The 13,597-nt window shown below is 65.4% G+C and carries 14 protein-coding genes and 1 pseudogene; 3 read left to right on the top strand and 12 right to left on the bottom strand.

The features are described 5' to 3' along the window. Nucleotides 1-327: 327 nt before the first annotated feature. The 6 genes and pseudogenes from LB520_RS29440 to exbB all read right to left on the bottom strand — a co-directional run. A pseudogene (locus LB520_RS29440) lies at nucleotides 328-615 on the bottom strand (hypothetical protein); the annotation flags it as partial. 513 nt (nucleotides 616-1,128) lie between these two features. Next, nucleotides 1,129-1,617 carry a hypothetical protein gene (locus tag LB520_RS27660; RefSeq protein WP_224640044.1) on the bottom strand — a complete coding sequence of 163 codons (489 nt, stop codon included), beginning with the start codon at nucleotides 1,615-1,617 and terminating at the stop codon, nucleotides 1,129-1,131. A 106-nt stretch (nucleotides 1,618-1,723) separates the two neighbouring features. After that, nucleotides 1,724-3,118, bottom strand: a complete 1,395-nt coding sequence (locus LB520_RS27655; protein WP_224640043.1) for a multicopper oxidase family protein — start codon at nucleotides 3,116-3,118, stop codon at nucleotides 1,724-1,726. 182 nt (nucleotides 3,119-3,300) lie between these two features. Next, nucleotides 3,301-4,293 (bottom strand): energy transducer TonB, encoded by a 993-nt coding sequence (locus LB520_RS27650; RefSeq protein WP_224640042.1) that lies wholly within the window; start codon nucleotides 4,291-4,293, stop codon nucleotides 3,301-3,303. After that, a complete protein-coding gene (gene exbD, locus LB520_RS27645; protein WP_224640041.1) occupies nucleotides 4,290-4,796 on the bottom strand; it encodes a TonB system transport protein ExbD in 507 nt (168 codons plus the stop codon). Before exbD ends, LB520_RS27650 begins: the two co-directional genes overlap by 4 nt. 5 nt (nucleotides 4,797-4,801) lie before the next feature. Continuing rightward, nucleotides 4,802-5,728 (bottom strand): tonB-system energizer ExbB, encoded by a 927-nt coding sequence (gene exbB / locus LB520_RS27640; protein WP_224640040.1) that lies wholly within the window; start codon nucleotides 5,726-5,728, stop codon nucleotides 4,802-4,804. A 223-nt stretch (nucleotides 5,729-5,951) separates the two neighbouring features. Between exbB and LB520_RS27635 the strand changes: the two genes are divergently transcribed. Continuing rightward, on the top strand, nucleotides 5,952-6,626 hold the full coding sequence (locus tag LB520_RS27635) for a cysteine hydrolase family protein (RefSeq protein WP_224640039.1): 675 nt from the start codon (nucleotides 5,952-5,954) through the stop codon (nucleotides 6,624-6,626). Here LB520_RS27635 and LB520_RS27630 read toward each other — a convergent pair. Continuing rightward, entirely contained in the window at nucleotides 6,589-6,780 is a 192-nt protein-coding gene (locus tag LB520_RS27630; protein ID WP_224640038.1) for a hypothetical protein, read from the bottom strand. The genes LB520_RS27635 and LB520_RS27630 overlap by 38 nt on opposite strands. 275 nt (nucleotides 6,781-7,055) lie before the next feature. On the opposite strand from LB520_RS27630, the gene LB520_RS27625 reads away from it, so the two are divergent. Together LB520_RS27625 and LB520_RS27620 are read left to right on the top strand one after the other, a co-directional pair. Beyond that, the gene (locus LB520_RS27625) at nucleotides 7,056-7,370 is read left to right on the top strand and encodes a putative quinol monooxygenase (RefSeq protein ID WP_224640037.1); all 315 of its coding nucleotides are present in this window, start codon (nucleotides 7,056-7,058) and stop codon (nucleotides 7,368-7,370) included. Nucleotides 7,371-7,461: 91 nt separating this feature from the next. Next, nucleotides 7,462-8,382: a sigma-70 family RNA polymerase sigma factor gene (locus LB520_RS27620; protein WP_224640036.1), complete on the top strand. Its 921-nt coding sequence runs from the start codon at nucleotides 7,462-7,464 to the stop codon at nucleotides 8,380-8,382. A gap of 1 nt (nucleotide 8,383) precedes the next feature. Here LB520_RS27620 and LB520_RS27615 read toward each other — a convergent pair whose 3' ends face one another. The 5 genes from LB520_RS27615 to LB520_RS27595 form a co-directional block, all read right to left on the bottom strand. After that, entirely contained in the window at nucleotides 8,384-9,322 is a 939-nt protein-coding gene (locus tag LB520_RS27615) for an LLM class flavin-dependent oxidoreductase (protein WP_224640035.1), read from the bottom strand. A gap of 201 nt (nucleotides 9,323-9,523) precedes the next feature. Further along, a complete protein-coding gene (locus LB520_RS27610) occupies nucleotides 9,524-9,673 on the bottom strand; it encodes a hypothetical protein (RefSeq protein WP_140544253.1) in 150 nt (49 codons plus the stop codon). Nucleotides 9,674-10,038: 365 nt separating this feature from the next. Beyond that, on the bottom strand, nucleotides 10,039-10,983 hold the full coding sequence (locus LB520_RS27605) for an ABC transporter permease (protein ID WP_224633474.1): 945 nt from the start codon (nucleotides 10,981-10,983) through the stop codon (nucleotides 10,039-10,041). Further along, entirely contained in the window at nucleotides 10,980-12,035 is a 1,056-nt protein-coding gene (locus LB520_RS27600; protein WP_224633475.1) for an ABC transporter permease, read from the bottom strand. Before LB520_RS27600 ends, LB520_RS27605 begins: the two co-directional genes overlap by 4 nt. Further along, on the bottom strand, nucleotides 12,035-13,546 hold the full coding sequence (locus LB520_RS27595; protein ID WP_224640034.1) for an ABC transporter ATP-binding protein: 1,512 nt from the start codon (nucleotides 13,544-13,546) through the stop codon (nucleotides 12,035-12,037). Before LB520_RS27595 ends, LB520_RS27600 begins: the two co-directional genes overlap by 1 nt. Nucleotides 13,547-13,597: the final 51 nt, after the last annotated feature.

Below are 13,597 nucleotides of genomic sequence, written 5' to 3'. Positions count from 1 at the left end.
CCTCAAGGCGGAAAGGCTCCCGCTCATTTCAACGCGACGGCCGCCGCTGGTGCCGGCCAACGAAAACGAGACCTCTCGGTCGAGGTCCGGAGCCCTCAGATCGGCGTCGATTGCCGTCACCTTAGCGGAATTGCCGGCCGACGCGCCTGAGGCAAGGGTGCCGTTCGTTATCGTCAGTTGATTGATCGCCAGCCGCTCGAGCGTATCGACAATCGCCGCAAACGGATCGGCCTGAACATCATTCGGTTCCGGAGCTGACGTCGCGTTTGCCGAAGCCTTGAGCGCGATTGTCGGATCCGCCAGCGCGACGGACTGTATCTCGAGCTTTTTCGACCATAGCGACGACAGCGTTATCGAAGTCGAGAACCGCGGAGCGGATATCGCGATGTCGCCCGTACCGGTCGAGAGCGAGATATCGTCCGCGACCACCGCCAGCTTGGGCAGCAGCGATAGTCTGACAGGTCCGTCCAGCCGAATTGTCATTCCGGTTGCGGACGACAGTTGCCGGCTCAATTCGGCACGCACCCAGTCGATTGAAACAAGAGCGGGCAGAAGGAAGAGCAGCCCGACGGAAAGAACTACAGCTACGGTGAGTGCAGCGACGATTTTTCTCACATCGACCAGCCAAAAAGATCGGAAGAATCAGTATCGTCAAACATACATGCTTCTGGCGCGCGACTGAATCCTGCCGAAACATGAGCCCCGCGCCGGACGAATTTCGGACTGTTCCGCGGAGCCCGTCGGCTCTTTCGTCGAGGTCTATCGCGGTCGCAGCCATTTGCACGGAAGTGTTTCCAGACGAAAGGGTTTGGAAACGGTCAGCCGGTTTCCGAGCCATTCGCGTGAAACAGACCGGGCGCATTTTTCCGGCACCCGCCGCCGACATATCAGCCATTTCAAATGGAGGACGTGCCAATGTCTGCGCTCGGAACCCTGCTTCGTTTGAGCCGCGCCATCATCCACGCGCACAACAACGCCAAGGTCAGAAACCTGATGGATGTCCCGCCGCCCGAAACCGGCAGAGACATGGGCCGGCATGTTTCGCCCGACGCCTCCAAAAAGGAGCCTGGCGCCATACACCCCGGAGGACGCTGACACAAGCGGAGTCTCGGACCGGCCTCGCCCCCCTCACCTGGAGACTGGTGTTGCTTTGCGTTGGCGCGCATAGGCCACGCAGGCGTCCACGGTGCTGACGCATAGCGCGTCACGGCTGTTCGGCAAGTTATTGTCGCCGGCATAGGCTACCTCTGCGACGTGGCCGTTGAGCATGCGTATTTGCGTATTGCAATAGCCGCCGGGGGCGACGTTGACCGACCCTCCGACCGCGGGAATCGCGCCCACGGCCATCGTCGGCACCGCGATACTGAGATTGCCGCGTTGCACGGTGCGCTGGTAGGTCCAAATCTGACCGGAAGGCCCCGTGTCGGCCGTCGCGGTCGGAAAGCCGGCGCACATGCGGACATCGGCCTCGCTGAGACCGACCATCTCCTTGCGGGCAGCGGCCGTGGTGGCGTCGACCTTGGCGATGCTCGACGTATCGTCGGGGATGACGCAGGACGACAGGATGGAGATACCTGCCGCAACAAAGGCAAGTTTTCGAATATGCAAGGATGTCATGCCGTCGGTCGGAGTTGTGTGCCGCCCCAGCGCCCTCCTCCCTACCTAGGCAATCGGCCAAACGCGTCAACCCGCGGAATGCCGACGCATCTCCACGCCGATGCGCTTACACCACCCGGAAGTAGCTCGTCATGCCGGTCTTCTGATGCTCGATGATATGGCAATGCAGCAGCCAGTCGCCGGGATTGTCGGCGACGAAGCCGAGCTGCACCTTCTCGTCGGGCTGGATGAGATAGGTGTCGGAGACCAGCGGCTGCACTGCCCTGGTCGAGGACGACAGCACCTTGAAGCTCATTCCGTGCAAATGGATCGGGTGCGCGTGCGGGGTGAGGTTCTCCATGTCGATGATGTAGCTCTGGCCAAGCTTCAGTTCGGCGAGCGGCGCGGTCGGGTCCGGCGTGTCGCCCGGCCACGGCACCTTGTTGATCGCCCAGAAACTGTAGCCGAGCGAGCCGCAAATGCCGTCGGCCGCAACGTTCTCGGCCGTCGCGCTCAGCGCCAGGGGAATCCGCTTGGCGCTTGTCAGGTCCACCTCCGACACGGGATTGGCGTCAAGCGGGCCGAGATCGCGCAGATCGTGCTTGAGCGATTTGCCGACCGAGCGCAGCGTCGCCAGGATTTTCGGCTTGGTGCCCCTGACATCGCGCAGGCTGACGATCGCGCCCTCCTCGTCGGGCATGCGGATGGCAAGCTCCAGCCGCTGGCCAGGTCCCAGCTGCAAGGCATCCGGCGTAAAACGCTGCGGCACCGGATTGCCGTCGAGCGCGATGACCGTCGCCTCGGCGCCGTCGACGCGGAAGGCATGGATGCGGGTGACGTCGGTGATGGCCGCGCGCAGCCGCACCAGCCCGCCGGCCGGCGCATCGAATTGCGGCTGGCCCTGCCAATTGGCGGTGCGCACCGTGCCGAAGGTGCCGGCCTTGGCCGCGTCTCGCGGCCGGAACGGCTCGATGAACTGGCCGTCGTCGCCAAGCCGCCAGTCGCGCAGGTTGACGGCCATCTCGACGTCGAAGACCGGGTCCTTCGGATTCTCGACCACGATCACCCCGGTCAGGCCGTGGCCCATCTGGATCAGCGTGTTGCAATGCGGGTGGTACCAGAAGGTGCCGGCGTCGGGCGGCGTGAATTCATAGTCGAAATTGTCGCCCTGATAAACATAGGGCTGCACAAGGAACGGCACGCCGTCCATCTTGTTGGGAACGCGGATGCCATGCCAGTGGATGGTCGTCGGCTCGTCGATGCCGTTGATCAAGCGCGCGGCAAACGGCTCGCCCTTTCTCATCCTGACGACCGGCGGCATGCCGGCCTCGCCGTAGGTCAGCACATTCTTCGTCGGCGCGCCGTCCATCAGCTGCGCCCCGATGCTTGCGGTCTTCAGGATCAGCGGGGCAGGCTTGGCGGCTGCAAAGCCCGCCAATCTGCCGACAGTCGCGGCGCCGATGCCGGCCAGGCCTGCGGCAGCTGTGGTTTTGAGAAGGGCGCGGCGCGTGAATGTCGTCATACGGTTTCCGTCGGCAGGATGCCTCGGCCGTTGGAATTGAGCTGAACCAGTGAGCCGCCTACCACCATCCGGCGCGCCGGCCTAGTGCGTTTCACCGTTTCATGGAAACGGCGAAACGCCCTATCTCCTTGTTTTTGCGCAATTCCGGACGGAAAACCGCCCACACTTTTCCTGGAATTGCTCTAGTCCCGCAGGCTGAAGACGAAGGGCGCGGTGCGGGTGACGCGGGCGCCGAGCTCCGCCGGCGGCGCCGGCACCGAGGCGCCCTGCAATGCGCCGAGCGCCGCACGGTCGAGATCGCCATCGCCCGAGGATCGCGCCAGCCGGGCCGAGACCACCCTGCCGGAGGTGTCGACCGTGAAGGTCACGCTCGGCGTGCCCTCGACCCGCCTGGAGCGCGCCGCGCTCGGATAGCGGGTGTGCCGCCTGATCCACGCCGCCAGGCTGGAATTCCAGCGCGACGGGCCGACGCTGGAGCGCGGCGCTGCATCCGAGGACCGGGTTGCTGCCGCCTTCGCCGCCGCCTTGGCGTCGATGCTGGCGGTGGTCGTCGCCTTTGGCGGTGGCGCCTTTTCCTTTTTCACCCGTTCTTTCGGCTTCTCGACCAGTTTTTTCTCGGCCTTCTTCCTGGCTTCGACCGGTCTCTGCGCCTTCATCTCCGCTTCCGCAGGTTTCGGTACCGGCAGCGGAATGACGACGTCCGGCGCGATCGCCTCGACAAGGTCGGGCACGGGCTCGTCCAGCGGCGGCCCCTCGCTCAGGGCAGCAACGGCCTGTTCGGCGGGAGCGACCTGTTTGGCCTCCTGCGTGTCGTCGATATCGAGGGGCTGTTCAGCGACGGGCTCGGTCTGCTCGGCCACCGGCGCCGGGTCGATCACCGATTTCGCGTCGATGGGCTTTTCCGTCTCCTCCGCCGCATCGGGCGGCTCCGGTGTCACCGTGTCCGGCATCGCCGCCTCTTCCGGCACGGCGGGGGCGATGGCCAGCGGCGCCATCTCGACCGCCAGCGCCGGCGGCGGACCGCCATCCTGCATCTCGGCGAAGCTCAGATTCTGCACCGCATACGCAACCGCCACATGCGCGGCCAGAATGATCGCGGCGGCGCTCGTCCACAGGCCGGCCTCATGCGCGCCAAAGCGCGGCTGCGAAATGCGGGAAAGCGCGGCGACCGTCATGGCGCTGAACCGTCACCCGGAGCCGACGCCGAGTTTACACCAGTTGCCGGAGCTCCAGACTCGGCCGGTCCGCCAGCACTGCCCGACGTAGTCTCGAGCCCCACCAGCGCGACCTTGAGATAGCCGGCGCTACGCAGCAGGTTCATCACCTCCATCAGGTCGCCATAGCCGACCGTCCTGTCGGCGCGCAGGAAGATGCGCGTCTGCTTGTCGCCCTTGGTGCGGCTGTCGAGCACAGCCGCAAAGGCCGGGCGGGGCAGGCTGTCATTGCCGACCGCGAGCGTCAGATCGCTTCTCAGCGTGAGGAACAGCGGTGTCTCGGGCCGCGGCGCGGGCGCAGCCGTCGATCCGGGCAGGTCGACATTGACGTCAACGGTGGCGAGCGGTGCAGCGACCATGAAGATGATCAGGAGCACCAGGATGACATCGATGAACGGCGTGACGTTGATGTCGTGGCTTTCCTCGAGATCGTCGCCGGACGTCTCGCGAATGCGTGCCGCCATCGCCGCTACTCCGCCGCCATGGCCGTCGCCTGCGGCACGGTGCGGAAATCGAGGTCGCGGCTGACCAGCCGCTCGACGCCCGCGGAAGTGTCGGCGAGGATCTGCCTGTAGCCGGCTATCGAACGCGCGAAGACATTATAGATGACGACCGCCGGAATGGCCGCGACGAGGCCCATGGCGGTGGCAAGCAACGCCTCGGCGATGCCGGGCGCGACGACGGCGAGGTTGGTGGTCTGCGCCTGCGAGATGCCGATAAAAGCGTTCATAATGCCCCAGACGGTGCCGAACAGGCCGACGAAGGGCGCCGTCGAGCCGATGGTGGCGAGCAGGCCGGTACCGCGCGACATGCGCCGCGCCGCCGCCGCCTCGATGCGCGCAAGCCTGGAGGCGACGCGTTCCTTCAGGCCGTCGCCGGAAGCATGGTCGAGCGCGCCGGCCGACAGCGCCCGTTCCTCTTCTGCCGCCCGCACCAGCAGCGCGCCCGGGCCGCCGCTGCGGCCAAGCTCCCGGCCGGCCTGCATCAATGTCGCGGCGTTGCCGATCGCATCGGCGGCGCGGCGGGCCCTCAGCTTGCCGCCCAGGACCTCCAGCGACTTGGCGAGCCAGATCGTCCAGGTGACGAGGGAAGCGAAGGCCAGCCCGACCATGACTGCCTTTACGACGATGTCGGCATTCATGAACATACCCCAGGGCGACAGGTCATGCGGCAGCGTCAGCGAGATAGAAGGCTCTTCGCTCGTGGCGCCGTTCGCAGCCGGCCGAATGCCTGGCCCCACCGACGTGGCGGCGGGCGCCTGTGCCGCAGGCGTCTGCAGGCTTGGAGCGGCCGGCGCCTGCTCGACTGGTGCAGGCGATCGTCCCTGCGCCGCGGCGACACCAGCCGAAAGAATGAGCGACGCGGCCAGCGCCGCCAAGAGGCTGTTTCGGGACAAGGCTCGTCCTCGCTTCATCATTGCAATGCGGCGGCCATACAGACAGGTGCAGGGCGAGCCATGCCGGGTGACTATGAAACATGAGTTTGCGAGTCAACTATAAAGATGACTATGTTGCTCCACAATTCATAATGTGCCTATGCCCGCCTGAGCACGCTGCGGGCCTGGACCGTAAGACGGTTGCCGGGCACGATGCGCATGGAGCAAGAAGAGCTGGCAGCCAATGATCAAGGCGATACCGTTCGATTTCCCTTATGACGGCAGACTGGAGCCGCAGCACACGGCGCTGCTGGCGATCGACCTGCAGGAGGATTTCCTGTCGCCGACCGGCTACTTCGCCAGGAAGGGATATGATCCAGCACCGCTGCGAGCCATCCTGCCTGCGGTGAACCGGCTGATTGCCGCGGCCCGTGCCGCCGGCCTCACCGTCGTCCATACCAAGCAAGGCTATCGCCCCGACATGGCCGATATGACGCCTTATGAAAGATGGCGCCGCAAGCGGGCGGGGCTCGACGGCACCGATGTCCTGCTGCGCTCCGGCCCAGGTTTCCAGATCGTTTCCGACATCGAGGTCGCACCTGGAGACATCATCATCGACAAGACCTGCAACAGCGCCTTCACCTACACGGATCTCGAGCTCATTCTGCGGGCGCGCGGCATCACGCATCTGATGTTCACCGGCTGCACGACGGATGTGTGCGTGCACACCACGCTGCGCGAGGCCTGCGACCGCAACTTCCAGTGCCTGACGATTTCGGACGCCTGCGCCAGCGGCGACCAATATGCGCATGAAGCCGCACTGCATATGGTGACGGTCGAGGACGGCGTCTTCGGCGCGCTGGCGGACTCGGCGGCCGTCATCAGCGCGCTATCACGGCTCGCGAGCGTGGCGAGCTGAGGATTTCGGGATCGCGCGGATCGCCGGGTTCCGGCCAGCCGATATCCTTGCGGATGTCGAGAGGCAGCAGATAGAGCGTCCGCGCTGCCCGATGGCGGGCACGGGTCGCGGTGTATTCGCCCGCGATGCGAGCGATGGATGACAGGATCGACATTTGCTTCTCCCTTGGTTGATGCCGGGATGGCAACCCGGCACTCACCAAGACGAAACGCGGATGGCTGTTGGAACGGCGAGGATAAATTTTTCTGAACTCACGGCACGGCGGCCGCTCGATATAGGTCCATGGCAGCGTCCGGATCGCGAACTTGATTGATTGCCGAAAAACTTTTGCATGTACCGTTCCGTTTCCGGTTCGGGCTTCGTCTTGAGGGTCGTAACGGGTGCGAGAGCCAAGACGGCCTCCGCCATCAGGACAAACGGAGCCAAGCCATGTCGACCACAGTGACCTTGATCAACGTCTTCACCGCCAAGCCGGGCAAGCAGCAGGAACTCGCCAACACGCTTGCCGAAGGCACGAGGAGTTTCTTCAGCAGGCAGCCTGGCTCGCTGTCGTCATCCGTGGTGATCGGCGTCGACGGCAGCAAGGTGGCCAACATCTCGCAATGGCGTTCGGCAGACGACATCGCGGCCTTCCGCGGCGATCCCCGCTTCGGCGAATACATGAAGAGCATCGTCGAGCTCGCCTCCGGCGAGACCATGATGGGCCACACGGCTTATTCCCATACGGGCGGAGTGGAGAACTGAAGCAATTCCAGGAAAAGTGTGAAACGGTTAGGTTCGGCGCCTTCGCCGACCTTCTGTCCGGAATTGCGTCAAACAAAGAGGTAGAGCACGCGTGACCGGTTCGCACGATCAGTCCGTTGCGGCGACCGAAACCAGGCTTCGCGCCTTCGAGCGCGATGCCGCCTTGCTGAGAGCCAAGCTGCACCGCTACGCGTCGCGCATGGTTGGATCGGTCATCGATGGCGAAGACATTGTCCAGGAGGCTTTTGCAAAAGGCTTCGTGGCGATCAGGAATGGCGACATGCCCGACAAGACCGAGCCTTGGTTGTTTCGCATCGCGCATAACGCCGCCCTCGATTTCCTGCGCAAGCGGGCCCGCTTGCGGGGGCGCGAAAGCGAAGTCGAGCTCGACACGATCGCCGACCAGAACTCGGCGCTGGATGCTCGCATTGCCGCCGAGGCGAGCCTGGCCGAACTGATGCAACTGCCGCCGGCGCAACGATGCACGGTCGTGCTGAAGGATGTGCTTGGACACAGTCTGGAGGAGATCGGCGAAATCCTCGAAACTTCCGAGACCGCGATCAAAGGCGCGCTGCAGCGGGGCCGCGAGAGCCTGCGCAAGCTGGCGGCCGCGCCGCGCATCGCGCCGCCCCGCCCGGCGCTCGACCAACACGACATGCGGCGCCTCGGCGATTATGTGGCCGCCTTCAACGCCAGGGACTTCGATGCCTTGCGCGGCCTGCTGGCCGAGGACGTCAAGCTGGAGCTGGTCAACCGCCTGCGCGCCGACGGCAAGGAATATGTCGGCAATTATTTCGGCCGCTATGCCGACGAGACGCATTGGCATTTCACAACCGGCCTCGTCGAAGGCCGGCCCGCCATCCTGGTCACCAGCCCGGAGCGTCCGGACGGACCGCCGCGCTACTTCATCCTCATCGATTGGGAGAACGGCCGGATCGCCGGCATCCGCGACTTCCTGTTTGCGGATTACGTGATGGACGGCCTGGACTATTCCGACGCGGAGCGACCTTAGTCTAGGACGCGCAGCGTTGCGCAAAAGGGTGCGAGGCAAACGCGCCCGGCTGCGGAACTTCGGCCTCGCGGCGCGCCAGCGAATTCGCGACCAGCGCGATCGTCTCGCGCCCGATGCGGGCGATCTCGCCCAGGCGGTCGATGCCGCCGATCATGAACTCCTCGACGCCCAGCGCCGCATAGGGCAACAGCGCCAAGGCGAGCCGCGCCGGCGGCCCGGCAATCTCGACCGCCTTGTGATCCGAGGCGCCCGTCCAGCCGTCCGGGCGGATGCGCACCGGAAGCGCGAAGCGCAGCCTGCCGCCGCGACCGTGCTCGGCGGCGGCGCTGCGCGCGCGCTCCATCAATTGCCTCACCTCGTCGGGCGAACCGGCGGCCAGCTCGAAGACATCGGCATGCTTGCCGGCGACCTTCAGCGCGGTGCCCGACTGACCGCCGAGGCGGATGACGAGATCGGCGCCGTGCGGACCCTTGCGCGGCACGAAGCCGCCGCGCACGCTGTAGAAGGCGCCCTCATGGTCGAACGGCCTGTCGTTCGACCACAGCCGCTTCAGCAGCACCAGATATTCGTCGATGCGCTGCCACACGACGCTGTGGCCGACCGGTCGCGCCTCGGCATCGCTGTCTTCAAGCGGCTCGCTCAGCATGCGAAGCGACAGACGCCCCCCGCCTCTGCGGTCGAGCGCTGCGAGCTGCCCTGCCGCCACCGTCGGCTCGATAACGCCGGCCCAATGCGTCAGCACCACCTCCAGCGAGCCGGTGCGGTCGAGCGTCTGCGCGGCGATATCCATGTTGGCAAGCAGTCCGGCCGGATCGTCCACCACCAGCTTGCGAAAGCCGGCGTCCTCGATCAGCGACAATTTGGTCGCCGTCTCGGCGAAATCATAGAAGAAGCTGCCATTGGCAGGCTTGCCGGGAACATGCGTGAACTCGATCGGCATTGCCATCTCCTCCATCACGTTGGGCCGCCCCGCTCCGAACCCCCGAGTCAAATCCATCTCGTCGGCGCGCGACAGCGCGCCGGCCTTCTTCGGCTCCGATTACACAACTCAGATTTTTGGACGGCGGGGCCTTTGTTTTTACGCAATTCCGGACGGAAAACAGATCGCACTTTCCTGGAATTGCTCTGGCCCCCGGCTCAGTCAGGGGATGATCCCGAAAACGACGGCGCCGGTGAACACGAAGGCAAGCGCAAAGACGAGGTAGGCGAACGTGCCGCCATAGGCGGGCCTCCAGCTCTGGTCGGCGGCAAGCCTCTGGCCTTTGCGTTGGGCGTTCTGAATGTAGGACATGGTCGATCCTCCGTCGCGACCATTAATCTATAAAACTAGTAGACTTTGTCGATTGTTATTTTTGGGCGGTTTCTGGAACAAATTTTTGGGGAGGATGCAATCTGTGGTTTTTCATTCTCGTCCCGTTGCGGTTGTAGCCGGTTCCAGGTTCTTCGCCCCGGAACGGCTTGGCGCGTTTCCTCTACCCCGTCGATCGGGGGAGACGTGTCGAGCGCAGCTCGACGGAGTGGGGGTCGACCCTTGGCGCGGTGCAAGGAGATTCGTGCGCCGAGTCTCGCGGCGGTAGCGAGGTGGTTCCCCCACTCCGCCGCTGCTTCGCAGCGCCACCTCTCCCCTCCGGAGGGAGAGGAAAGGGCGCCACCCGCCTACCGCTCCTCCCGGCGGAACGGCTTCAGCAGGGCCGAAGGCGCGACCGCGTTGCGCGACATGAAGGCCATGGCGACGATGGTGAAGATGAAGGGCAGCATCAGGAAGGCTTCGTAGGGGATGTGGCCGAGGCCGCTCGCCTGCATCCTGAGTTGCAGCGCATCGACGAAGGCAAAGAGCAGCGCCGCGCCCGCCGAGCGCCAGGGATCCCAGCGGCCGAACACGACCAGCGCGATCGCCACCCAGCCGCGCCCGGATACGACGCCGAAGGTGAAGGCGTTGAACTGCGCCATGGTGAGGAAGGCTCCGGCAAGGCCCATCAGCGCGCCGCCGAGGATCACCGCCTGGAAGCGCGTGGCAATCACGCTGACGCCGGCCGAGTCCGCCGCGCGCGGATTCTCGCCGACCATGCGCACCGACAGCCCCCAGGGCGTGCGGTAGAGCACGAAGGCGGCGAGCGGGATGGCGATGATCGCCAGATAGACCAGCGTGAACTGGTTGAACACCGCCGGGCCGAGGATCGGGATATCCGAAAGCAGCGGAATCGGCACCGTCTTGAAGCCATCGATGCTCGGCGGCACCGATTGCTGGCCGAAAATCAGCCGGTAGAGGAAATAGGCAAGGCCGGATGAGAACAGCGTCACGCCGATGCCGCAGACATGCTGGCTGAGGCCCAGCGCCACGGTGAACAGCGCATGCAGCGCGCCCATCAGCGCCCCGACCAGCACGGCCACCAGTACGCCCAGCCACAGGCTGCCGCTAAGGCTCGCGGCGGTGAATCCGGCCATCGCCGACAGCAGCATGATGCCTTCGATGCCGAGATTGAGCACGCCGGCGCGCTCGGAGAACATTTCGCCAAGGGTGGCGAAGGCGAGCGGCGTGGCGATGCGGATGATGGCGGCGAGAAAGCCGACCTGGAAGATCTGCTCGAACACCGCGCTCATGTCTGCGCTCCCACGCGGCGGACGCGGTAGGCGGTGAACAGCAGCGCCACCAGCATGGCCAGCAGCGCCGTGCCCTGAATGACGTCGCTTAAGAAAGCCGGCACGCCGGTCGCGCGCGACATCGCCTCGGCGCCGGTCATGACGGCGGCCAGGAAGATCGCCGCCGGTACCACGCCGAGCGGGTTGAGCCGGGCGAGCATGGCGACGACGATGCCCGAATAACCATAGCCCGGCGAGATGTCGCTCATCACCTGGAAGTGCACGCCGCCGACCTCGCCGACGCCGGCCAGCCCGGCCAGCGCGCCGGAGAGCAGCGCAGTGGAAAGCAGCACGCGCTGGACGTTGATGCCGCCATAGCGGGCGGCTTCCGGGTTCTCGCCGGTGACACGGATCCTAAAGCCGAGCGTGGTGCGCGCGATCAGGAACCAGCAAAGGGGTGCGGCGATCAGCGCCACGACCACGCCGAGATGCAGCCTTGTGCCCTCGATCAGCACCGGGAAATTGGCCGAGTCCTCGATCGGCGGGGAGATCGGGTAGCCGGAGAAGGTGTCCTTCCACGGCCCTTCGATCAGTGCCATCAGCGCGTAATAGATGACCGAGTTGAGCAGCAGCGAGCTGACCACGTCGTCGACCTTGAATTTGACGCGCAATGTCGCCGGCACCAGCGCGACGAGAGCGCCCGCAGCCGCGCCTACAAGCGCCATCAGCAGCATGGCGAGATAGCCCGGCATCGGGATGGCGCCGATGAAGCAGCTTGCCACCGCGCCGGCGAGCAGCTGGCCCTCGGCGCCGATGTTCCAGAATTTGGCGCGGAAGGCGATTGCCACCGCAAGGCCGGTGAAGATCATCGGGGCGGCGCGCACCAGCGTCTCGGTGATGGCGTAGCTGTCGCCGAGCGATGCAGACAGCATCACGCCATAGGCCTCGATCACGCCGGCGCCTGCAATCGCGATCAGGCCGCTGCACAGGATCAGTGTGGCGGCGATGGCGACCAGCGGCAGCGCGAGGTTGAACCAGGCGGGCGTTGACGTGCGGGCTTCGAGGCGGAACATCAGGCGTGCCCCTCCGCGCCGGTCATCATCAGGCCGAGCCTTGCGACGGTGGCATCCGCGCTGGGAAGCGTGCCTGCGATGCGGCCCTCATACATCACGGCTATGCGGTCCGAGAGCATCAGCAATTCCTCGAGGTCCTCGCCGATGACGATGATGCCGCAGCCCTTGGCGCGCATGGCGAGGAATTTCTCGTGGACGAAGCGGGCAGCGCCGATGTCGAGGCCGCGCGTCGGCTGCGAGACGATCAGCACCTTGGGGTCGAAGGCGAGCTCGCGCGCAAGAAGCGCCTTCTGCAGATTGCCGCCGGACAACGCTCCGGCGCGCACCATCGGTCCGGGGCAGCGGATGTCATAGGCCTTGATCTGTTGCTCGGCGAAGGCGCGGATGGCGGCCGGGTTGAGCAGGCCCTTGCGGCTGAAGGCCTCGGTGCCGATACGCGGCAGCACCATGGAATCGGCTAAAGGCAGGTTTGTGACGAGGCCGGTGGTCATCCGGTCTTCCGGGATGCGGCCGAGGCCGAGCGCCTGCAGCTCGCGCGGCGAAAATTGCATCACCGCTTTGCCGGCTATCATCATGGTGCCAGCCTTCGGCGGCAGCATGCCGGAAATGACGTCGGCGAGCGCACGCTGGCCGTTGCCGGAAACGCCGGCGATGCCGAGGATCTCGCCCGCACGGACGAAAAGCGAGACCTCGCGCAGCGGCGTGCCGGCATGAGCGGAAGTGGATATGCGGTCGAGCGTCAGCACGGCGGCGCCGGGCGTCGAAGCCTGCTTGACCGGCGGCACGATCTCGTGGCCGCACATCAGCTTGGCCATTTCCGCCGACGTGGTGCTTGCCGGATGGTCGACGCGGCCGGCGACCTTGCCGTGGCGCAGCACGACGCAGCGATGGGTGAGGGCCCTGACTTCGTTGAGCTTGTGCGAGATGAAGATGATGCCGAGCCCTTGCGCCGCCATCGAGCGCAGGGCGGCGAACAGGCCGTCCACTTCGCTCGGCGCCAGCACCGCCGTCGGCTCGTCGAGGATCAAAAGCCTGGCGCCGCGAAACAGCGCCTTGATGATTTCCAGCCGCTGCTGCTCGCCGACGGACAGCGCCGACACCGGCAGGTTCGGATCGAGGCTTAGCCCATATTGCCGGCTGATTTCGTCCAGGCGGGCAAGCCCGCGAGCACGGTCGATGCGACCGGACTTGCCGGCAATGCCGATCAAAAGGTTTTCCAGCACCGTAAGGCGCGGTGCGAGGTGAAAATGCTGATGCACCATGCCGATGCCGGCGGCCAGGGCGTCGGCGGAATTGTGGATGGCGACCGGCCTGCCTTCGACCAGGATCTCGCCGGCGTCCGGCGCATAGGCGCCGAACAGCACGTTCATCAGCGTCGTCTTGCCGGCGCCGTTCTCGCCGAGCAGGCCGAGAATCTCGCCGGGCGCGACGCTAAGGTCGACGGCCTCGTTCGCCTTGACGGTGCCGAAGCTCTTGGTGATGCGGCGCATTTCGATGAGTGGGGCGGACAAGGGTGCTCCCGCAGGATTGGCTTAACTTGAAAGGGCGTGCCCGGCGCACCC

It is taken from the genome of Mesorhizobium sp. CA12 (assembly GCF_020165255.1).
Taxonomy (GTDB): Bacteria; Pseudomonadota; Alphaproteobacteria; order Rhizobiales; family Rhizobiaceae; genus Mesorhizobium.
This window is presented reverse-complemented; position numbering and strand designations above follow the sequence as displayed.

Excerpts from the sequence above, each read along its gene's own strand:
- LB520_RS27625 (WP_224640037.1), top strand. The coding sequence starts at position 7,056 with ATGTCGACCACAGTGACCTTGATCAACGTCTTCACCGCCAAGCCGGGC.
- exbD (WP_224640041.1), bottom strand. The coding sequence starts at position 4,796 with ATGGCGGCACGCATTCGCGAGACGTCCGGCGACGATCTCGAGGAAAGC.
- LB520_RS27615 (WP_224640035.1), bottom strand. The coding sequence starts at position 9,322 with ATGCCGATCGAGTTCACGCATGTTCCCGGCAAGCCTGCCAATGGCAGC.
- LB520_RS27650 (WP_224640042.1), bottom strand. The coding sequence starts at position 4,293 with ATGACGGTCGCCGCGCTTTCCCGCATTTCGCAGCCGCGCTTTGGCGCG.
- LB520_RS27635 (WP_224640039.1), top strand. The coding sequence starts at position 5,952 with ATGATCAAGGCGATACCGTTCGATTTCCCTTATGACGGCAGACTGGAG.
- LB520_RS27630 (WP_224640038.1), bottom strand. The coding sequence starts at position 6,780 with ATGTCGATCCTGTCATCCATCGCTCGCATCGCGGGCGAATACACCGCG.
- LB520_RS27655 (WP_224640043.1), bottom strand. The coding sequence starts at position 3,118 with ATGACGACATTCACGCGCCGCGCCCTTCTCAAAACCACAGCTGCCGCA.
- LB520_RS27605 (WP_224633474.1), bottom strand. The coding sequence starts at position 10,983 with ATGAGCGCGGTGTTCGAGCAGATCTTCCAGGTCGGCTTTCTCGCCGCC.
- LB520_RS27610 (WP_140544253.1), bottom strand. The coding sequence starts at position 9,673 with ATGTCCTACATTCAGAACGCCCAACGCAAAGGCCAGAGGCTTGCCGCC.
- LB520_RS27660 (WP_224640044.1), bottom strand. The coding sequence starts at position 1,617 with ATGACATCCTTGCATATTCGAAAACTTGCCTTTGTTGCGGCAGGTATC.
- LB520_RS27600 (WP_224633475.1), bottom strand. The coding sequence starts at position 12,035 with ATGTTCCGCCTCGAAGCCCGCACGTCAACGCCCGCCTGGTTCAACCTC.